Below are 19,015 nucleotides of genomic sequence, written 5' to 3'. Positions count from 1 at the left end.
TGACGACATGACAGGACAAGTGCGTACCGTCGACGGCCGCGTGGCCGGTCGACGTGGGCAGGCGACCCGGCAGAAGCTGCTCGACTGCCTCAGCGAGATGCTCAGCTCCTCCCCCTACCGGGACGTCAAGGTCATCGATGTCGCCAGGAAGGCGGGCACTTCGCCCGCGACCTTCTATCAATACTTCCCCGACGTCGAGGGCGCCGTTCTGGAGATCGCCGATCAAATGGCCGCCGAGGGCGGCGGATTGGCCGAACTGCTGGAAGGCCGGTCGTGGACCGGCAAGGCCGGCTGGCAGACGGCGCAGGAACTCGTGGACGGATTTCTCGAGTTCTGGCATCGCAACGACGCCATTCTGCGCGTGATCGATCTCGGTGCCGCCGAGGGCGACAAGCGCTTTTACAAGATCCGTATGAAGATCCTGAACTCCGTGAACAACTCCCTGACGGACTCGGTCACCGAACTCCAGTCCAAGGGCCGGGTCGACAAGGACGTGAATCCGGCCGCGATCGCCGGTTCGCTGGTCGCGATGCTCGCGGCGGTCGCCTCGCACCAGAAGGGCTTCGTCTCGGGGGTGAAACAGGCCGACCTGAAGCCGAACCTGGCGCTTCTGGTCCACCTGGGCATCACCGGGAAGAAGCCGACGCGATAGCCCGCGCACCGGCCTCGGACTCCCTCCAGGCCCCAAGTCCTGTCAGGCAGGCGGCGGTCCACCCAAGTGGACCGCCGCCTGCTGCGTTGGGGGGAGAACCACGCGGGCCAGGCCCGGAGGCGGCCGGGCCGAAGACGACCGGGCCAAGAGGCGGCCGGATCTGGAGACGGCCGGGCTCGAAGACGACCGGGCCCAGCGACGACCAAGCCCGAAGACAGTCCGACCTGAAGACGATCAGGCCCAGCGACGGTCAGGCCCAGCGACGGTCAGGCCTGGAGGCGGTCAGGCCTGGAGGCGGCCGGACTCAGAGGCCGCTGAGCCCGAAGACAACCCGCCCCGGCGACCGCCGAGCCCAGCGACGCCCAGCCCAGCGACGACCGGCCCCAGAGGCGGTCGGACCCAGAGACCGCCGAACCCGAAGACAACCCGCCCCGGCGACCGCCGAGCCCAGCGACGCCCAGCCCAGCGACGACCGGCCCCAGAGGCGGTCGGACCCAGAGACCGCCAGGTGCAGAGGCCGCCAGGTGCAGAGGCCGCCGGACCCTTAGGTCGGCGGGCTAGACGTGGTCGAGCCAGATCACGATGCCCGTCAGGTTGTGGAGCACGGCGGCGACGCCCGCGCGGACGGCGGCCGCGCAGCGCCCGGCGGTGAACGACTCCGGGTCGTACGTCGAGGACATCCCGAGCCCCTCGCCCCGGAACGACGCACCCGACCAGTCGACCGCCGTCACGTTGTGGGTGGGTTCGGCCAGCTCCGCGCCGACGACGAGGAACTGCTGCGACAGATGGCTCGCGGTGACCACGGCGAGGGGGTCGACGAGATCGTTGCCCGCGCTGATGACGAGGTCCGGGCCCATGTCGACGGCCCTGCCGATGCCGGGAACGAGGTCGTGGGGGCCGTCCGCGGTCACCGTCCTGAGATCGACGTGCTCGCTCGCGGCCCAGTCCTCGACCGCTGACACCAGGGCCCTGGTCGGACGGTCGTCGCCCGCGGTGAGCAGCACCACGCGGTAGCCCTTCGGCGGGTGCACCCCCTTCCAGGAACCGGGCCGCGGCGTGACCGTGGCCTCCGGGGTGGGCGGGGCGGAGGGGTCGGTGAACCCCGCGCCGAGCATGCCGACGGCGGTGGGCTTCGCGTGCGGCCGTGACCAGTCGTCGCCGGAGCCGCATCCGGCGACCAGCGCGGCGGCCGCGACCAGCGTGGCAACGGCCCGAAGCGGGGAGCGCAAGGCGATCGTCCTCCGAGTGATGAGGGGTGCGCCGCCATCCTGCTATCCCGATCGCCGCAGGTCGCCTCCGCGAGCGCCGTTGCGGCGCTTGTTTCTCAACGGTTCGCCGACGGGCCGGAGTTTGTTCACCGATGCCATGCACCGTGCACGGGAAACCCCAAGGAGCCACCATGTCATCACGGATCCGCCGCGCCCTCCTCGGGATCACCGCGGCGGTGATCGCTTTTCTGGGCCTCGGCCAACCGGCCTCCGCGCACGGCTTCTCGTCGGTCGTGTACGTCCACGTCACGAACGGCGACGACGGCCGCATACGCACGGTGCTGGAACTGGAGTACGACCTCTACGTCGTGTCCGCCGCCGACGCCGAGCACGACGATCCCCTCTTCCGGGCGGGCACCGCCGCGTTCGAGGCCGGGGACACCGAGGGACAGGCCGCGGCGCTCGACTCCCATGCGGAGTCGGCCGTCAGGTACGTCACCGAACGCTTCTCGGTCGGTACCGGCGGCAAGGCCTGCACACCGTCCCGGGCCGGCGACTTCACGATCGGCCTGCGGGAGGGCGTGCCGTACGCCGCCCTGCCCCTCGAATGGGCCTGCCCCGGACAGGGCGGCGACCCCGAGGTGCGCAGCACGCTCTTCCCCGACTCCGAGGGCTATGTCCGCGGCACCCGCACGATCGCCACCTACGACCTCGCCGGCCTCTCCGGCAGCGCCGCGCTCGACGCCGACCATCCGTCCTTCTCGATCGGACAGTCGTGGTACGAGCGGTTCTGGGAGTTCTTCCGCCTGGGCGCCGAGCACCTGCTGACCGGTGTCGACCACGTCCTGTTCCTGCTGGCGCTCATCGCCGGATCCCGCCGCCTGCGCGAAATCGTGCTCGCGGCCACGAGTTTCACCCTGGCCCACTCGGTGACGTTCCTGCTCGCCGCCCTCGGCCTGGTGCACGTGCCGGAGCGGATCGTCGAACCCGTCATCGCGCTGTCGATCGCCGTCGTCGCCGGCTGGCACCTGTGGCGGCTGCCGCGGCGCGGCGACCGGGCCGCCGTCCTTCCCGGCCCGGCGGTCGAGGGCCCGTTGGGCCTGGACCGGGCCGGATGGCTGCGCCTCGGGGTCGTGTTCTGCTTCGGTCTCGTGCACGGCCTCGGTTTCGCGGGAGCGCTGGGGATCGACGAGCCGTGGTCGTGGACCCTGCTGTGGTCTCTGCTGGTGTTCAACGTCGGCATCGAGGCAGTGCAGTTGGGGATCATCGCGATCGTCTTCCCGCTGCTGGCGCTGCTGTACCGCCGTGCGCCGAGGGCGGGCCTCTGGTCGACCGGCGCACTGTGCGCGGGCGTGGCCGGCATGGGCCTGGTGTGGTTCGTGCAGCGGGTGCTCGAAGGCTGAGAACGGCCGAGAACGGCCACGAGTGGCTGAGAACAGCCCAGGTCTACCGCGAAGTTCAGCTGATCCCAAGATCGCATTTGCGATTGATTTACCAAATCCGGAGACCTTGATGGCCTCCATTCCATGCACCTCCGTGCACTAAAGGAACGAATCTGATGATTTCGAGACCCTCCTCGCCGGCTTCCGGGTCGGCGCGGCGCCGCGTGGCCACAGGTGCCGCCGCGGCATTCCTGGGCCTGACCGTGGCCCTCGGCAGCGGCCTGGCCTCCCCCGTCCAGGCAGCCGAGACCAGCACGTTCACCGGCATCATCCTCGGCGTCGGCGCCAACGAGTCCCAGCGCACCGTGACCTGGTACTCCTCGGCCGACACCACGCAGAAGGTCCAGCTCGCCCCGACGGCGCAGCTCGACAACGGAGAGTTCCCGGCCTCCGCCACCGTCTTCGACGCCCTCGGCGGGGAGAACATCTCCACCAGCGGCGGCTACAACCGCCACGCCACGCTCACCGGCCTCCAGGAGCACACGGCCTACTCCTACCGGGTCGGCTCCGAGGGCAACTGGTCCCCCGCGTACTCCTTCAAGACGCAGGACTTCAAGGGCGACTACGACTTCCTGTTCTTCGGCGACCCGCAGATCGGCTCGTCCGGCAACACCGCCAAGGACCAGGCTGGCTGGCAGGACACCCTGGACGTCGCGCTCGGGGCCAACCCGGACTCCGAGCTGCTGGTGTCGGGCGGCGACCACGTCGAGACGGCCAACACCGAGTCCCAGTGGAACGCCTTCCTCGCCCCCGACCAGCTGCGCCAGTACCCGTGGGCCGCCACCATCGGCAACCACGACGTCGGCGGCAAGGCGTACGAGCAGCACCTCTACACGCCGAACACGGACCGCTCGGCGCCGCTGTACTCCAACGGCAACCCGGCTTCCAACACGTCCGGTGGGAACTACTGGTACATCTACAAGGATGTGCTGTTCATCGACATCAACAGCAACAGCTACGCCACCAGCCAGGGCGGCGGCGGCGACGCGGCGCACATCAACTACGTCACGGACGTCATCAACAAGCACGGCTCCGAGGCCAAGTGGAAGGTGCTCGTCTTCCACCACGCGATGTACTCGCCGGCCTCCCACGCCAAGGACTCCGACGCCAAGGTCCGCCGCAACGACCTGCCGGCCGCCTTCTCCAAGCTCGGTGTCGACCTGGTGCTGGCCGGTCACGACCACGCCTACTCGCGCAGCTACCTGCTGAAGAACAGCGAGAAGCAGAACAAGGACGAGCAGCCCGGCGCCGCGGACGTGTACCCCGGTCCCGGCGGTGTGCTGTACGTGACGGCCAACTCGGCCTCGGGCTCGAAGTACTACGGCATCACCAAGCCGGACAGCAGCGGCACGAGCGGCGCCGGCAACGGTGCCGACCCGCTGAACCCTGGTAACTACTGGTACAACTCGGTCCAGAACCAGGAGAACGTCCGCAGCTACGTCAAGGTCAAGGTGCGCAACGACAAGCTCGTCGTCGAGAACCTGCGCAGCGGCACCTGCGCGGCGCCCAACGCCGCGGTGGAGCTCGGCCAGTCCTCCTGCGTCAACACGCCCTCCGGTCAGCCGGTCGGCTCGGTCGTCGACAAGGTCACCGTGCACCCGTACCACGGTGACGGCCAGGACATCCAGGTGAACGTCCCGAACGCCGCCCCGGGCGAGTTCGGCTGGACGATCGACGGCTACAACGGCCTGGTGGACCTCGGCACCGCCAAGGACCACGACGGCGACTACTTCCAGGCCGGCGGCAAGATCAACCCGATCCTCGTGTCGGACAGCCGCCGTTCGCTCGCCCCGTGGTCGATCTCGGCCAGCGTGGGTGACTTCAAGGACGCCGACAAGGTGTTCTCCGGTGCCTACCTCGGCTGGACGCCGAACGTGATCCAGGAAGGCGCCGGCGCCAAGGCCAGCGGGGAGGTGGCCTCCGGCTACGACGGCGGCGCGGGCCTGTCCGTCTCGCGCGGGCTCGGCTGGGCCGACCAGGGCCACCCCAAGGGCAAGGCCAAGCTGGGCGCGGACCTGGATCTGAAGATCCCGGGCAGCGTCGACAAGGGCGCCTACCGCGCCACCCTCACGATCACTGCGCTGAGCAGCTGACCGTAACCGCTTGACCTGGGGGGTGGGCACCTTCCGGTGCCCACCCCCCTCCGCTCGCCCCAGACCCGCACCAGACCGCCCGAGGACCCCGAGATGCCCCTGCCCGCAACGCGCCGGAAGACCACGGTCACCGCCCTCGTCCGCACCGCCGCCCTGGCCCTGCTCATGGCCTTCGCCCTCACCGGGCTGCGGGCCACTCCGGCCGCGGCGGAGGGCGGCGACGTCACCTGGACGGTCAGGACGGCGCCGAACAGCTACGGTGCCGACCGGTCCAGCTTCAGCTACGCAGTGAACCCCGGTGGACGCGTCGAGGACGCCATGGTCGTCTCCAACCGCGGCAAGTCCCCGCTCACCCTGGCCGTCTACGCCGCCGACGGCTTCACGACCGACACCGGCCAGCTCGACCTGCTCACCAGGGACAAGAAGTCCGTCGGCGTCGGCGCCTGGGTCCACGCCGAGCGCAAGAGCGTGGTGCTCCGGCCCGGCAAGTCCGTCCGGATCCCCTTCACGGTCACCGTCCCCGGCAACGCCACGCCCGGCGACTACGTGGGCGGTGTCCTGACCTCGCTGCGGCAGTCCGACGAGGCCGAGGGCATCAACGTGGACCGGCGCCTCGGCATCCGGGTCAAGCTGCGGGTCGGTGGCGACCTCCGGCCGACCCTGGCGGTCGAGAACCTGCACGTGGACTACTCCGGCTCGGCCAACCCGTTCGCCGCCGGCGACGCCACCGTCACGTACACGATCCACAACACCGGCAACGCCATGCTCTCGGCCCGGCAGACGGTGTCGGTCGCGGGCCCGTTCGGATGGCTGCGGACCGAGGCGGGCGGCATACCCTCACCGCCGGAGCTGCTCCCGGGCGAGAGCTGGAAGGTGAAGGTGCCCGTGCACGGCGTGGCGCCCGGCGTCAGCCTGACCGCGGCCGCCACCCTCACTCCGCTGCTCACCGACGCGTCCGGCTCCACCACCTCGCTCGATCCGGTCCGGGCCACCGCGCGCGGCTGGGCCGTCCCGTGGACGCTGCTGCTGCTCCTGGTCCTGCTGATCGCGGTCATCGCCGGCGCGGTCGTCCGCGCCCGTCGCGGCCGGGCCCGGCGCAAGCTGCGCGAGGACGCCCGCGTACGGGACGCGGTCGAACAGGCCCTGCGCGAGAAGGAGACGCGGGAGGGGCGGGACCCCGAGGAGACCCCGGAGACCCAGGAGTCCCAGGAGGCCCAGAAGGCCGGGGAGACCCAGAAGGGCTGAGTCCCGGTGCCGGGCGGGGTGATACTCGGGGCATGGAACCGGATCTTCACGAGCTGCTGACGTCACTTCGCGTCTGGGACCCGGAGTTCACCGAACTGCCCGCCCTCGACCCCTCGACGGCGCCCGCCACCCCGCTGCCCCTCTTCGCACGGTGGCTGGCGGAGGTCGCGGCGGCCGGGCAGCCCGAGCCGCACACGATGTCGCTGGCGACGACGGACGAGGAGGGCCGGCCGGACGTCCGCATCGTGATGCTGCACGGCGCGGACGCCACCGGCTGGTCCTTCGCCACCCACGCCGGCAGCCGCAAGGGCCGCCAGCTGGCCGCCCGTCCGCACGCCGCCCTCGCCTTCTACTGGCCGGTCCAGGGGCGCCAGGTCCGCGTCCGGGGCCCGGTCACGGTCGCCCCGCCGGAAGAGGCCCACTCGGACCTGCACGCCCACTCGACAGGCGCTCTGGCCGCCGCTCTCACCGGCCGTCAGAGCGAGGTCCTGGACTCCCTGGACGAGCTGGCCCGGGCCTCGGAGTCGGCCTGGCAGCGGGCCCGGAGCGCCCCGGACACCGAGGTCCCCTCCTGGACCCTCTACCGGCTCCGGCCCACCGAGGCCGAGTTCTTCCAGGGCGACGCCCAGCGCCGCCACGTACGGCTCCGCTACCGCCGCACGCCGGACGGCTGGGCCCGCGAACTGCTGTGGCCCTGACCCGGCTCAGCCGAAGTCGTACACCGCGAAGTCGGACACCGGCCGGTAACCGATCCGCTGGTAGAGGCCGTTGCTGGTCGGATTGGCGAGGTCGGTGAACAGCAGCACCTCCTCGGCCCCCGACTCCACCGCCGCGCGGCTGACCTCGACCGTGACGGCGCCCGCGTACCCGCGCCCCCGCAGATGCGCCGGTGTGTAGACACCGGCCACCCGCACCTGCCCGGCGACCTTCGGAGTCGTCCCCGCCATGGCGACGGGTGTCCCGTCCGGGTCCTGCCAGAGCATGACGTCAGCGCGCCGGACGCGCTCGTCGGCCCACTTCCCCGCGTCCTGGACGGCCGTCTCACCGACGGCGGCGCAGAACTCCTCGTACCACCGGGCCAGCAGCTTCCGGTCCGCCTCGCCCGCCACCGCGGCACGGCCCGGCGGGACCGGGTGCGGCACGGTCAACTCGCCCAGCCGGTAGAGCCGCATCCGCTGCCGCAGGGAGACCTCAACGCCGGTGAGGTGACGCCAGGCCCCGGCGAACGCGGCGGCGGTGTCGCGGTCCGCCGACACACCGGACACCTCGCGTCCGGGACCGGCCAGCCGCGCCGCCAGCACGGCGGCCTCCTCCTCGGTCAGAGGGGTGAGCACCACCGGATGAGGCGGCGTGCGCAGGAAGGCCGCCCGCACACCCGCCGCCCCGTCCTCTCCGGCCAGCAGGCCGAACTCGGGGTCGGCGTCCCCGTAGACCCGCGCGCCGCGCGAGCGCAGGTTCTCCGTCACCGTCAGGTGCACGGTGTGCGGTGCGGGCCGCGAGCGGAGGAACTCCCCTCCGCGCGCCCAGAATTGCTCGACGTCGTCGGTCAGGTGCCAGTCATCGGTGGTCGTCCCGGAAGTCATGCCCCATGGTCCCGTCCACGGCCGTCCGGCGCCCACGAATTTAAGGGGCGTCCGGCTCCGGATCCGTGGCCAGACGCGCGTGCAGGTGCGCGTCCCGGAAGGCGTCGCGGCGCTCCGCCTCGAAGATCGCGCCGCGCATCGTGCCCTCGCACCGGAAGCCGCAGCGCTCGGCGACCCGGCAGGACGCCCCGTGCCCGACGGCGTGGTCCAGCTCCAGCCGGTGCAGGCGCAGTTCACCGAACGCCCAGCTCGCCACCAGCTTCAGCGCCCGGGTGGCGACCCCGCGCCCGCGGGCCTCGGGCAGGACCCAGTAGCCGATCCTCGCGACGCCGAGCCGCGGGCGGATGTCGTTGACGCCGATGTGCCCGAGCGTCGTGGCGCTCCCGGCGTCCTCGATCACGAAGGACGCGTCCGAGCCCTCCCGCGCACGCGCGGCCCGTGCCCGCAGGGAGTCGCGGGCGCCGGTGAGGTCCGTGACGGGCACGAGCGGTGTGTTCCAGCGGCGGAACTCCGGGTCGGTGATGCCGCGCAGCCACGCCCGTACGTCGGCGTCGGACTCCGGGTCCCACGGACGCAGCAGCAGCCCGTGCCCCGCGGTCCGTACGGTCGCGAGGTCCCCGGGGTCACGAAGGTCGGTGGTCACCGGCCCATTAGACACCGCCGCGTACCCGGACCGCACAGTCGTTCAGTTGTGAACGTACGGTCCTCCGGTTGTGATCAACCTGCAACCGATTCCCGCGTTGACCGCGACCCATCAATCAGATGGGCGATTACTCTCGCGCTCATGACCGACTCGACCACCGCCTCCGCGGCGCGGCACGCCGACCGTCCCGTCTACGTCATCGGCGGCGGTCCGGGCGGGCTGGCCGCCGCGCAGGCGCTGCGCGCGCGGGGGATACGCGCGGTCGTCCTGGAGAAGTCCGACCGGGTCGGGGCGTCGTGGCGGCGGCACTACGACCGGCTGCGCCTGCACACCACCCGGCGCCTGTCCGCGCTGCCCGGACTGCCGATGCCGCGCCGGTTCGGCAGATGGGTCGCGCGCGAGGACGTGGTGCGGTACCTGGAGAAGTACACCGAGCACCACCGGCTGGAGATCGTGACCGGCGTCGAGGTCTCCCGCGTCGAGCCCGCGCCGGACGGCACCGGCTGGCTGCTGCGCGCCTCCGGCGGACGGGAGCTGACCGGCGGCGCGGTGGTCGTCGCCACCGGCCACAACCACACGCCCCGCGTGCCCGACTGGTCCGGCCGGGAGACGTACCAGGGCGGCCCCGGCGAACTCGTGCACGCCCGCGAGTACCGCAACGCCGAGCCGTACGCCGGGCGTGACGTGCTGGTCGTCGGCGTCGGCAACACCGGCGCCGAGATAGCCGTGGACCTGGTGGAGGGCGGGGCCTCACGCGTACGGCTGTCGGTGCGCACCGCCCCGCACATCGTGCGCCGGTCGACCGCCGGGTGGGCCGCCCAGTACACCGGGGTGCTCGTACGGCGGCTGCCGGTGCGGCTCGTCGACGTGCTCGCGCGACCGCTCGCCAGGCTGAGCGTGCCGGACCTCTCCGCGCACGGCCTGCCGCGTCCCCGCACCGGCCTGTACTCGCGGGTCGAGGAGGGCTCGATCCCGGTCCAGGACGCCGGTCTCGTCGACGCGGTCCGCAAGGGCAGGGTCGAGATCGTGGCCGCCGTGGAGGGCTTCGAGAGCGGCAAGGTCCTCCTCGCCGACGGCACGCGCATCCAGCCGGACGCCGTCGTCGCCGCCACCGGTTACGTCCGCGCCCTGGAAGGGCTGGTCGGCCATCTGGACGTGCTCGACTCCCGTGGCAGGCCGGTCGTCCGCGGCCGCCGCACGCCGAAGAACGCGCCCGGCCTGTACTTCACCGGCTTCACCAACCCCATCAGCGGCATGCTCCGCGAACTGGCGCTGGACGCCGAGAGGATCGCCGGGGCCATCGCGAAGGAGAACGCCCGCAAGGGCGGCCGCCGGGTCTCCCGGCTGCCGGACTGACGATCCGATCCCCGACGCCCTGCCGGAAGCGCTGCCGCCGGAGGCCTCACACGGCCGCGGGGTTCAGAACCGCCGGCCGCCGCCTGATCACCAGCGCCATCAGGGCCGCCGCGGCGCACAGCGCGCCCGAGGCGTACCAGACCACGTCGTAGGAGCCGAAGACGTCCCGCGCGAGGCCGCCGAGGTAGGCGACCAGGGCGGCCCCGACCTGGTGGGACGCGAGCACCCAGCCGAAGACGATCGCGCTGTCCTCGCCGTAGTGCTCCCGGCACAGGGCGAGGGTGGGCGGCACGGTGGCGACCCAGTCGAGGCCGTAGAAGACGATGAAGAAGATCATCGGCGGGTGCACGCTGGGCGCGAGCAGCATCGGCAGGAACAGCAGCGAGACACCGCGCAGCGCGTAGTACACGGCGAGCAGGCGGCGCGGTTCGAAGCGGTCGGTGAACCAGCCGGAGGCGATCGTGCCGGCCACGTCGAACACGCCGATGACCGCGAGCAGCGAGGCGGCCGCCGTGATGGGCATGCCGTGGTCGTGGGCGGCGGGCACGAAGTGGGTCTGGATCAGGCCGTTGGTGGAGGCGCCGCAGATGGCGAAGGTGCCGGCCAGCAGCCAGAAGGGGCCGGTGCGCACCGCCGAGGACAGGACGGCCAGGGTGCGGCGGGCGGCCCCGGGCACGGGCTCCGGCTTCGGCACGAACTCGTCGGCGCCGTACGGCTTGACGCCCACGTCCGCCGGATGGTCGCGCAGCAGCAGCCAGACGAAGGGGACGACGGCGAGGGCCGCGAGCGACACCGTGACGGCGGCCGGGCGCCAGCCGTGCGACTGGACGGTCCAGGACAGGAACGGCAGGAAGATCAGCTGGCCGGAGGCGGAGGCGGCGGTGAGGATGCCGGTGACCAGGCCGCGCCGCGCGGTGAACCAGCGGTTGGTGACCGTCGCCGCGAAGGCGAGCGCCATCGAGCCGGTGCCGAGACCGACCAGCAGGCCCCAGCACAGCCACAGCTGCCAAGCGGCGGTCATCCACACGGTCAGGCCGGAGCCGACGGCGATCACCGTGAGCGCGGCGGCGACCACCCGGCGGATGCCGAAGCGGTCCATGAGCGCGGCGGCGAAGGGCGCGGTGAGTCCGTACAGCGCGAGGTTGATCGAGACCGCGGCGCCGATCGTGCCCCGCGACCAGCCGAACTCCTGGTGCAGCGGGTCGATGAGCAGGCCGGGCAGCGAACGGAAGGCCGCGGCGCCGGTGATCGTGACGAAGGTGACGGCGGCGACGAACCACGCTCGGTGGACGCGGGCCGCACGGCGGTCGGACGGCGGGCGGGCCGCGCTGGCGGACGCGGGTTCGGTTGTCTGGGTCACGCCATAGAGCTTCCGGTACCGGCCCGGATCTCCTCCACTGGCCCGAAGGACATCATTCGCTAGGATCAGGCCATGGACAGGACCACGGAGTTCCGCGCGCACCGCGTCGTCGTCCTCGCCCTCGACGGGCTGCTGCCCTTCGAGCTGGGCATCCCGCACCGGATCTTCGGACGGCCCGTGGACGCCGCCGGACGGCATCTGTACGAGGTCGTCACCTGCTCGATCCGCCCTCCCGGGCCGGTGGACACGGACGCCGACTTCTCGATCCACGTGCCGCACGGGCCGGAGATCCTGGCCACCGCCGACACCGTGATCGTCCCGGCCTCGTACGAACTCGGCCCGGTCTACGAGAAGGGGGTGCTGACCGAGGAGCTGGCCGCCGCCCTGGCGCACATCCGGCCCGGCACCCGGCTCGCCTCCATCTGCACGGGCGTGTACGTGCTGGCCGCGGCGGGGCGTCTGGACGGGCGGCGCGCCACGACGCACTGGGCCGACGCCGATCGCTTCCAGCGGGTCTTCCCACAGGTCGAGGTGGACGCGGACGTGCTGTTCATCGACGACGGCGACGTGCTGACCTCGGCGGGCGTCGCGGCCGGGATCGACCTGTGCCTGCACATGGTGCGCCGCGACCACGGCACCGCGGTCGCCAACGAGGTGGCCCGGCGGACCGTCGTGCCGCCGCACCGCGACGGCGGTCAGGCGCAGTACGTCCACCGGCCGGTGCCCGACCCGCAGTTGGCCACCACGACCACCGCGCGCGCATGGGCGCTGGGCCGCCTGCACGAGCCCATCCGCTTGCAGGACATGGCCGCGCGGGAGGCGATGTCGGTACGGACCTTCACCAGGCGCTTCCGTGAGGAGGCCGGGGTCAGTCCGGGGCAGTGGCTCACCCAGCAGCGCGTCGAGCGGGCCCGGCACCTGCTGGAGTCCACGGACCTGTCCGTGGACCGGGTGGCCCGGGACGCCGGCTTCGGCACGGCCCAGTCGATGCGGCAGCATCTGCAGACGGCGCTCGGGGTGACGCCGACGACCTACCGGCGGACCTTCCGGGTGAGCGGCTCCGCGCGGACCGGGGCGGAGGTCTGACGCCCGGCGGGTTGTCCACAGCTTGTGGACAAGCGTCCGGGCGCCCCCAAGGGCAGGCCGAACCCGGCTGGCGGCGCGCCCCTGTCCGCCCCGAACACGGCGGCGCGCGCCGCCCTCCGATCCCGGCGCGCCGGTCCCACCCCCTCGGACCCTGAAGGGACCGGCCGGCGCCGACATCACGACCCGCACTCGTCGAGGACTTCCGGTGCCCCAGCCCTCGTCGTCCCCTCGCGGCGAATCGCTGCCCACCAGCGTGATCAAGCGAACACGACGCGTCAACACCGCCTCGACGATTTACCCGTTATGCCCCACCGCAAGGGGATGCGCACAGAAGCATGTCCCGGCGCACGGCCTCGCCGCCGGGACACCGGGACACCCGCCCTACACCGCCCGGTACGCCAGACCCCCGTAGGCCCCGTAGGCCCCGTGGGCCAGGCCCTCGTACGCCGGGGCCGTGCGGCCGCAGTTGCTCGCCGCCGCCGTCTCCGCCGCGCCCACCGCCGTGGCACAGCGGTCGAGTTCGCACCAGATGCGCTTGCCCACACCCTCCGGGCACCAGCCCCACCGGTCGGCGAGGCCGTCGACAAGGGCGAGGCCGCGACCGCCGGTCGACTCGTCACCCGGGCAGCGCGGCACGGGAGCCCGGGTGCTGGCGTCGGCCACCTCCAGGCGCACGGTGGCCGCCCCGGCCGGTTCCCCGGACAGGAACAGCCGCAGCACGGCCGGGCAACCGGTGTGCACCACGGCGTTGGTGACCAGTTCGGAGACGAGCAGGACCAGGGTCTCGGCGAGCGGCTCGTCCGCCGCTATCCCCGACCCGGCGAGCCGGGAGCGGGCCCAACGCCGGGCTCGCCCCACCTCCGCGGGGTCGGGCCGGATCTCCAGCTGCACTTGAAGCACCTGCACCGCTCACACCATCCGAACCGGCGGACACACAGCCTCGCGCCTCACGAGGCCACGATCGTAGCCATTTTCTGCATGGCCAGAACAACAGCCAGAGCAAAGGGTCACGGAACGTGACTCCCTTGGGAGACAGCATGGTTGACGTACCGTCACCGCAACAAGCGCTTCGGGCATATTCCAGCGCGAAGGAGTACCCGTGCGGCATACTGTGCGACGCTCGTCATGGGATGGCTCGGGCTCGGAACCACTCGCATCCCACACAAGGTACCCGAGCACGACGGCGACTCCGGGACGTGACGAGTCGCGCGCGGGACACCGCCCGACATCGACGCTCCGTGATGAAGCGGTGCCACGATCGGTGACATTCGCGCCCGGGAGACCACGTCGGCGGAGCCGTCCCGGACCGCCGATGTCACCACACGGGGCACGACAGGCGGGCACGACAGGCGGGCACGTGCGCGGGCGGCCTGGCCGCCCCGATGCCCGCGAGGTCCACCGGCGGCCTGGGCCGCGGCCTGCCGCACGGCCCGGAAGGCACCGATCCCCGCTCCGAACTGCTCACGCGCCCGGGCGTGTTGCGCGACCCGGCCGCTACGCACGCGTGACAACGCCCTCCGCGGCATGAGGCTCCACGGAGGGGGCTCAAGTACCGGCCGTTCGAGGGCTGTTCGGCTGCGGTGGTGGGGTGGGCGCTACTCGGGGACGGTGAAGTAGCGGGCGAGGGCGGGCACGATCTCCTGCTCGTCCACCCTGCCGTCGCCGTCGGTGTCGAGCGCGGCGGCGATGGGCCGGCCGGCCCCCTCGGGCACTCCGAGGACCCGGAGCACACGCACGGTGTCCTCGATGGTGGCGGCGCCGTCGCCGTCGGCGTCCGCGACGGCCAGGGCGGCGTGCAGGAAGGGACGGGCGATCTCGGCGAACCGCTCGGGGTTGTCGCGCAGGCGCTTGACCGCGCCGGTCACGAACTCCTCCCGGGTGATGCGCTGGTCGCCGTCGCGGTCGGCGATCCCGGCCATGCCCTGCCAGAAGGCCTCCGCTCCCGCGTACAGGGCCTGGCCCTTGTCGGAGCGGGCGGCGGTGGCGAACTCGGCGAGCAGCGAGCGGGCCGCCACGATGAAGTCCTCGCGGTCGATGTAGCCGTTGCCGTCCTGGTCGAAGGTGGCGAACCGCGCCGCGATCCTGCGCTCGTACTCGCTGCTGACCATGTCTTACGGGCCGCCTTACGTGTGGGGTTGCGTCTGGCAGGGAGCGTACGACGGGAAGGGCGGTCCGGGGCACCAAAACCACGGTTGTGCCAAGACCGGGGGAATTCCGGGACAACGGCGCCCGACTCGTGAGGGCCGGCCGGTCAGGCGGACAGCGGCTCGTCGTCCACCGCGGCCGCGACGTCCGGGTAGACGTCGAAGAGGCGCCGGACACCGAGCGCGCCGAGGACCCGGTTGACGTGGGAGCCGTCGACCGCGCCGCGGGCCGGGAGTATCAGGCGCAGCCGGCCCTGGCAGGAGCGGATCAGACGGCGGGCGGCGATGAGCACGCCGACGCCGCTGGAGTCGCAGAAGAAGACCTCGGAGAGGTCCAGGACGAGGTCGTGACGCCCCTGGGCCACCACCTCGTGCACTCTCTGGCGCAGCACCGGCGAGGTCACGAGGTCCAGTTCGCCGGCGACCCGGAGCACGCTCCACTCGCCCTGTTCGTCGTCGGTCACCTTGAACGCCACGGCCCGCCCTCCGTCAGCCGGAACTTCCCCGGAACCGCCCGGAAACGGAACCAGTCCCTACGCTTCTCTCCGCGCGGCTGCCCAGCGGCCGTTCCCCCAAACGCCGTAGAGCAAACCGAGACCGTTCGGTCAGGGGCTTGTTTCGGTCACCTTCGATCGTGTTCGATCCGAGTTGACCTGAAAGCGAAAGACCAGGCGGGACAGAAGGGCCAAGTCACCTGACAAAGGTCATAACACTCCTGGCTTCCCCTACCACCAGCGGCTCTTCAGGGGGCGCGCATTGTCATAAAGGGGCGTGCGCTGTCGGGCATGCCGACTACATTCGGGGAGACCACGTCGGACACGCTGGACACACACGCCGGACGGGAACGGACCGGGACGCAGGTCGCGGCACGACCGGGGGCGGAGGGGGCCGCATGGCGAAGAAGGACTCACCGCCCCACTGGGACCGCGGAATGCAGCAGCGGCTCGTGCGTGGAGAGGCGGCCGCCCTCGGTGAGCTCTACGACCGTTTCGCCTCGCTCGTGCACGGTCTGGCCCACCGGGTCCTGGGCGACGAGCGGGCCGCCGACCAGATCACCCGTGAGGTGTTCGCCCACGTCTGGGAGCACCCCGACGCCTACGACCCCCGGCAGGGCCCGCTGCGCGCCTGGGTGGCCGGGCTGACCCACCGGCTCGCCGTGCGGCGGCTGCGCACCACCGAGACCGCCGCGCTGGCCCGCGGCGGGCCGGGCTCCGCCGAGGAACTGGAGCACAGGGTGTGCCGCGCCTCCGCCGCCGCCCGCGCCGACTACATCGTCCACGCCATGCCGGCCCCGCTGCGCGCCGCCCTGGAACTGGCCTACTTCCAGCGCCGCGACTACCGGCAGACCGCCGCCGACCTCGGCGTCACCGAGGACGAGGCCCGCCGCCGCCTCCGCCTGGGCCTCCAGCTCCTGTCCACCGCGCATCACACGGACACCCCCGACGCGCCCTCCGGCTACGGAGGCGCCGCATGACCCGGAACGACCCCCAGGAACCGGCGGAGCCGAAGGACCGGGGTGTGCTGGAGCATCACGTGCTGAAGTCGCTGCTCGGGGCGTGGGCGCTGGCCGCGTGTTCGCCGGAGGAGACGGCGGCCGTGGAGGAGCACCTCGGTGAGTGCGGCGACTGCGCGGAGGAGGCGCTGGGGCTGCGGGAGGCGGTCGGACTGCTGCACCGGCCCGACACCCTCGACCTGGACCCGGGGCTGCGCACACGGGTCTGGAGAGCTGTCTCGAACGGCGGCCGCCGCACCTCCCGGTGCCCGGCTGGGCGGCGCCCTACGACGCGGAGACCGCGCGCCTGGACGCGCTGCTCCAGGACATAGGCGACTCCGAGTGGCACGCGCCGGTGCGGCTGCGGTGGTTCGAGGGCGAGGACGCCACCAGCCGCCGCACCACCGTCGCCGGGGTCATCGCGCATCTGATGAGCGTCGACGGGCTGGTCGCGGTGGCACTCGGCCTGGACGACCCGCTCGGCGACGCGACCACCGCCGCGGACGGCCCCACCCCCGCGGAACGCACCGAGGCGTACTGGCGGGCCGCGCACTCCCCGCCGGCGCGTTCGGTGCGGACGCCGTGGCGGGAGCAGACGCACGCCCTGGTGCGGACGGTCTCCTTCGCCGCGAACGGCGCGAAGGAGCCGCCGGTGCCGTACGGCGCCTTCGAACTGCCGCTGCCCGACGCGATGCTGGACCGCGCCTTCGAGTGCTGGGTGCATGCCGAGGACATCGCGGAGGCGGTGGACTACCCGTACGACCCGCCGGCCCCGCGCCATCTGCATCGCATGATCGACCTCGCCGCCCGGATGCTGCCGGGCGTGCTGGCCGCCCGGCGGCAGGCCGGGTTCGCCTCCCCCGCCCCCGCCCGGCACCTGGTGACCGCGGGCGAACCCGGGCGCAGTCTGCGGCTGGAGGTCGAGGGGCTGGGCGGCGGCCAGTGGCTGATCCCGCTCGACTCCCCCGGAGCGGTGGGGTCCGCGGACCACGAGGTGGCCCATGTGGCGCTGGACGGCGTGGAGTTCTGCCGGCTGGCGGCGGGTCACGTGGCCCCGCGGGAGGCGGCGGCCGGTCAGGTCGGCGACCGTGAGGCGATCCGGGACGTGCTGTGCGCGGCGGCGGCGCTCAGCCGCATGTGAAGACCGCCGCGGGCCGGCATCACGGGCGGCGGCCTCCCCGGGCCGCGCTACGCGAAGACCACCGTCCGGCGGCCGTTCAGCAGGATCCGGCGCTCCGCGTGCCACTTGACCGCGCGCGCCAGCGCCTGGCACTCCACGTCCCGGCCGATCGCGACCAGCTGGTCCGGGTCGACGTCGTGGCCCACCCGCTCGACCTCCTGCTCGATGATCGGGCCCTCGTCGAGGTCGGCGGTCACATAGTGCGCCGTCGCGCCGATCAGCTTCACGCCCCGGGCGTGCGCCTGGTGGTACGGCTTGGCGCCCTTGAAGCTCGGCAGGAAGGAGTGGTGGATGTTGATGATCCGGCCGCTGAGCTGCTTGCACAGGTCGTCGGAGAGGACCTGCATGTAACGGGCGAGGACGACCAGTTCGACCTTCTCCTCGCGCACGATCTCGAGCAGCCGCTCCTCGGCCTCGGACTTGGTCTCCCTGGTCACCGGGATGTGGCGGAAGGGGATGTCGTACGACCCCACCAGCTCGGCGAAGTCGGTGTGATTGGACACCACCGCCGCGATCTCCACCGGCAGCGCGCCGATCCGGGCGCGGAAGAGCAGGTCGTTCAGGCAGTGCCCGAACCTGCTGACCATCAGCACGACGCGCATCTTCTCGTCGGCCCGGTGGATCTGCCAGTCCATCCCGAAGGAGTCGCCGATCGCCGCGAAGCTGGCGCGCAGCTTGTCGACCGTCACCGGCGCGTCGGCCGAGAAGTGGACCCGCATGAAGAACAGCCCCGTGTCGTGGTCGCCGAACTGCTGGCTGTCCTCGATGTTGCAACCCGTCATGAACAGGTAGCTGGACACCGCGTGCACGATGCCCTGCTTGTCCGGGCAGGAGAGGATGAGGACGTACTGTTCGGCCTGCGCCGCGGCGGCGCGGGAGGGCTGCTCGCTCATGCGGGACAGGGTCTCACGTCCGGGCCCGTGCGGGGTCCGTCGTCCGCTAAGCGGACCGCGTCATGATCCGCAGCACCTCCAGGCTGCGGGGCGGCGTGTCCGGCTCGTCGCCGTCGCTCGCCGCGAGGCGCACATGCGCGTCACGGGCCGCCCGCACCGCCTCCGGCCAGGCGTGATGGTCGAGGTAGGCGGACACCGGCGCGTCCGGGCCGACCTGGTGCATGATGCGCAGCACCCGCAGCACCGCGGTGTCGACGAGCGCCGCCTCCTGGGAGTCCCGGAAGATCGTGCCGACGTACTTCTCGGCGGACCAGTTGTCCAGCCAGGTGTCCTCGACCAGGCGGTAGACGGCGTCGGTCACGTCGCCGTACCCTTCGACGCCTGCCAGCCAGACGTCCCGCTGGAACACCGGGTCGGAGAGCATGTGCAGCGCGGAACGCACATTGCTGCGCCAGCGCCACCACGGCATGTCGTTGAGTGGCATGCCGCCCATGGTGGAGGAGCGACGGCCGCGACGGGAAGAGTTCTCCGAACCTTGCACGGTCATCGATCGTACGTTCCCCGCCCCAGGGGCCCCACCTGCCCCCGTAATTCACCCATACGTCACCACTCGTTGACCGAGAGTCATCAACGGGTTG

At 72.2% G+C, this 19,015-nt stretch carries 17 protein-coding genes and 1 pseudogene; 9 read left to right on the top strand and 9 right to left on the bottom strand.

The genetic code is table 11. The annotated features are described in order from the left end of the window. The first annotated feature begins 19 nt into the window (after positions 1 to 19). On the top strand, positions 20 to 652 hold the full coding sequence (locus ACWC91_RS13135) for a TetR family transcriptional regulator (RefSeq protein ID WP_376503616.1): 633 nt from the start codon (positions 20 to 22) through the stop codon (positions 650 to 652). A gap of 557 nt (positions 653 to 1,209) precedes the next feature. On the opposite strand, the gene ACWC91_RS13130 is transcribed toward ACWC91_RS13135, so the two are convergent. Continuing rightward, entirely contained in the window at positions 1,210 to 1,881 is a 672-nt protein-coding gene (locus ACWC91_RS13130) for a hypothetical protein (protein ID WP_450644887.1), read from the bottom strand. Between the two features lie 170 nt (positions 1,882 to 2,051). Between ACWC91_RS13130 and ACWC91_RS13125 the strand changes: the two genes are divergently transcribed. The 4 genes from ACWC91_RS13125 to ACWC91_RS13110 all read left to right on the top strand — a co-directional run bounded on the left by ACWC91_RS13125 (position 2,052) and on the right by ACWC91_RS13110 (position 7,338). Beyond that, on the top strand, positions 2,052 to 3,263 hold the full coding sequence (locus ACWC91_RS13125; RefSeq protein ID WP_376503601.1) for a HupE/UreJ family protein: 1,212 nt from the start codon (positions 2,052 to 2,054) through the stop codon (positions 3,261 to 3,263). A 155-nt stretch (positions 3,264 to 3,418) separates the two neighbouring features. Then, positions 3,419 to 5,395, top strand: a complete 1,977-nt coding sequence (locus tag ACWC91_RS13120; RefSeq protein ID WP_225074662.1) for a purple acid phosphatase family protein — start codon at positions 3,419 to 3,421, stop codon at positions 5,393 to 5,395. 93 nt (positions 5,396 to 5,488) lie between these two features. Continuing rightward, positions 5,489 to 6,640: a WxL protein peptidoglycan domain-containing protein gene (locus tag ACWC91_RS13115; RefSeq protein WP_450643898.1), complete on the top strand. Its 1,152-nt coding sequence runs from the start codon at positions 5,489 to 5,491 to the stop codon at positions 6,638 to 6,640. Positions 6,641 to 6,672: 32 nt separating this feature from the next. Then, entirely contained in the window at positions 6,673 to 7,338 is a 666-nt protein-coding gene (locus tag ACWC91_RS13110; RefSeq protein WP_450643893.1) for a pyridoxine/pyridoxamine 5'-phosphate oxidase, read from the top strand. Between the two features lie 6 nt (positions 7,339 to 7,344). Here the strand turns inward: ACWC91_RS13110 and ACWC91_RS13105 are convergent, their stop codons facing one another. Continuing rightward, a complete protein-coding gene (locus ACWC91_RS13105; RefSeq protein WP_450643894.1) occupies positions 7,345 to 8,223 on the bottom strand; it encodes a GNAT family N-acetyltransferase in 879 nt (292 codons plus the stop codon). 40 nt (positions 8,224 to 8,263) lie between these two features. After that, positions 8,264 to 8,866, bottom strand: coding sequence for a GNAT family N-acetyltransferase (locus tag ACWC91_RS13100; protein WP_376503595.1), 603 nt, complete (start codon positions 8,864 to 8,866; stop codon positions 8,264 to 8,266). A gap of 141 nt (positions 8,867 to 9,007) precedes the next feature. On the opposite strand from ACWC91_RS13100, the gene ACWC91_RS13095 reads away from it, so the two are divergent. Continuing rightward, complete coding sequence (locus tag ACWC91_RS13095) at positions 9,008 to 10,222, top strand: flavin-containing monooxygenase (RefSeq protein ID WP_225074658.1); 1,215 nt, start codon at positions 9,008 to 9,010, stop codon at positions 10,220 to 10,222. Positions 10,223 to 10,268: 46 nt separating this feature from the next. Here the strand turns inward: ACWC91_RS13095 and ACWC91_RS13090 are convergent, their stop codons facing one another. Beyond that, positions 10,269 to 11,582: an MFS transporter gene (locus tag ACWC91_RS13090; RefSeq protein WP_450643895.1), complete on the bottom strand. Its 1,314-nt coding sequence runs from the start codon at positions 11,580 to 11,582 to the stop codon at positions 10,269 to 10,271. Positions 11,583 to 11,654: 72 nt separating this feature from the next. On the opposite strand from ACWC91_RS13090, the gene ACWC91_RS13085 reads away from it, so the two are divergent. Beyond that, on the top strand, positions 11,655 to 12,668 hold the full coding sequence (locus tag ACWC91_RS13085; RefSeq protein WP_450643896.1) for a GlxA family transcriptional regulator: 1,014 nt from the start codon (positions 11,655 to 11,657) through the stop codon (positions 12,666 to 12,668). Between the two features lie 381 nt (positions 12,669 to 13,049). On the opposite strand, the gene ACWC91_RS13080 is transcribed toward ACWC91_RS13085, so the two are convergent. The 3 genes from ACWC91_RS13080 to ACWC91_RS13070 form a co-directional block, all read right to left on the bottom strand. After that, on the bottom strand, positions 13,050 to 13,559 hold the full coding sequence (locus ACWC91_RS13080; protein WP_376503614.1) for an ATP-binding protein: 510 nt from the start codon (positions 13,557 to 13,559) through the stop codon (positions 13,050 to 13,052). Between the two features lie 704 nt (positions 13,560 to 14,263). Next, positions 14,264 to 14,776, bottom strand: coding sequence for an EF-hand domain-containing protein (locus ACWC91_RS13075; protein WP_281154131.1), 513 nt, complete (start codon positions 14,774 to 14,776; stop codon positions 14,264 to 14,266). Between the two features lie 143 nt (positions 14,777 to 14,919). Further along, positions 14,920 to 15,288 (bottom strand): STAS domain-containing protein, encoded by a 369-nt coding sequence (locus ACWC91_RS13070; protein ID WP_225074654.1) that lies wholly within the window; start codon positions 15,286 to 15,288, stop codon positions 14,920 to 14,922. A 416-nt stretch (positions 15,289 to 15,704) separates the two neighbouring features. Between ACWC91_RS13070 and ACWC91_RS13065 the strand changes: the two genes are divergently transcribed. Together ACWC91_RS13065 and ACWC91_RS13060 are read left to right on the top strand one after the other, a co-directional pair. Beyond that, a complete protein-coding gene (locus ACWC91_RS13065; protein ID WP_225074653.1) occupies positions 15,705 to 16,286 on the top strand; it encodes an RNA polymerase sigma factor in 582 nt (193 codons plus the stop codon). Beyond that, positions 16,283 to 17,445 (top strand): annotated as a pseudogene (locus tag ACWC91_RS13060) (maleylpyruvate isomerase N-terminal domain-containing protein). Before ACWC91_RS13065 ends, ACWC91_RS13060 begins: the two are co-directional and overlap by 4 nt. A 47-nt stretch (positions 17,446 to 17,492) precedes the next feature. Here the strand turns inward: ACWC91_RS13060 and purU are convergent. Together purU and ACWC91_RS13050 are read right to left on the bottom strand one after the other, a co-directional pair. Then, the gene (gene purU, locus ACWC91_RS13055) at positions 17,493 to 18,377 is read right to left on the bottom strand and encodes a formyltetrahydrofolate deformylase (protein ID WP_225074651.1); all 885 of its coding nucleotides are present in this window, start codon (positions 18,375 to 18,377) and stop codon (positions 17,493 to 17,495) included. A 46-nt stretch (positions 18,378 to 18,423) separates the two neighbouring features. Then, complete coding sequence (locus ACWC91_RS13050; RefSeq protein WP_225074650.1) at positions 18,424 to 18,924, bottom strand: SCO4402 family protein; 501 nt, start codon at positions 18,922 to 18,924, stop codon at positions 18,424 to 18,426. Positions 18,925 to 19,015 lie beyond the last annotated feature (91 nt).

Source organism: Streptomyces sp. NPDC001204 (assembly GCF_053598035.1).
The sequence above is the reverse complement of the archived record's forward strand: the minus strand, read 5'-3'. Positions and strand labels throughout refer to the sequence as shown.

Bases quoted from the DNA above. Each gene is read 5' to 3' on its own strand.
- ACWC91_RS13125 (WP_376503601.1), top strand. From the start codon at position 2,052: ATGTCATCACGGATCCGCCGCGCCCTCCTCGGGATCACCGCGGCGGTG.
- ACWC91_RS13120 (WP_225074662.1), top strand. From the start codon at position 3,419: ATGATTTCGAGACCCTCCTCGCCGGCTTCCGGGTCGGCGCGGCGCCGC.
- ACWC91_RS13115 (WP_450643898.1), top strand. From the start codon at position 5,489: ATGCCCCTGCCCGCAACGCGCCGGAAGACCACGGTCACCGCCCTCGTC.
- ACWC91_RS13110 (WP_450643893.1), top strand. From the start codon at position 6,673: ATGGAACCGGATCTTCACGAGCTGCTGACGTCACTTCGCGTCTGGGAC.
- ACWC91_RS13105 (WP_450643894.1), bottom strand. From the start codon at position 8,223: ATGACTTCCGGGACGACCACCGATGACTGGCACCTGACCGACGACGTC.
- ACWC91_RS13095 (WP_225074658.1), top strand. From the start codon at position 9,008: ATGACCGACTCGACCACCGCCTCCGCGGCGCGGCACGCCGACCGTCCC.
- ACWC91_RS13085 (WP_450643896.1), top strand. From the start codon at position 11,655: ATGGACAGGACCACGGAGTTCCGCGCGCACCGCGTCGTCGTCCTCGCC.
- ACWC91_RS13075 (WP_281154131.1), bottom strand. From the start codon at position 14,776: ATGGTCAGCAGCGAGTACGAGCGCAGGATCGCGGCGCGGTTCGCCACC.
- ACWC91_RS13065 (WP_225074653.1), top strand. From the start codon at position 15,705: ATGGCGAAGAAGGACTCACCGCCCCACTGGGACCGCGGAATGCAGCAG.
- purU (WP_225074651.1), bottom strand. From the start codon at position 18,377: ATGAGCGAGCAGCCCTCCCGCGCCGCCGCGGCGCAGGCCGAACAGTAC.
- ACWC91_RS13050 (WP_225074650.1), bottom strand. From the start codon at position 18,924: ATGACCGTGCAAGGTTCGGAGAACTCTTCCCGTCGCGGCCGTCGCTCC.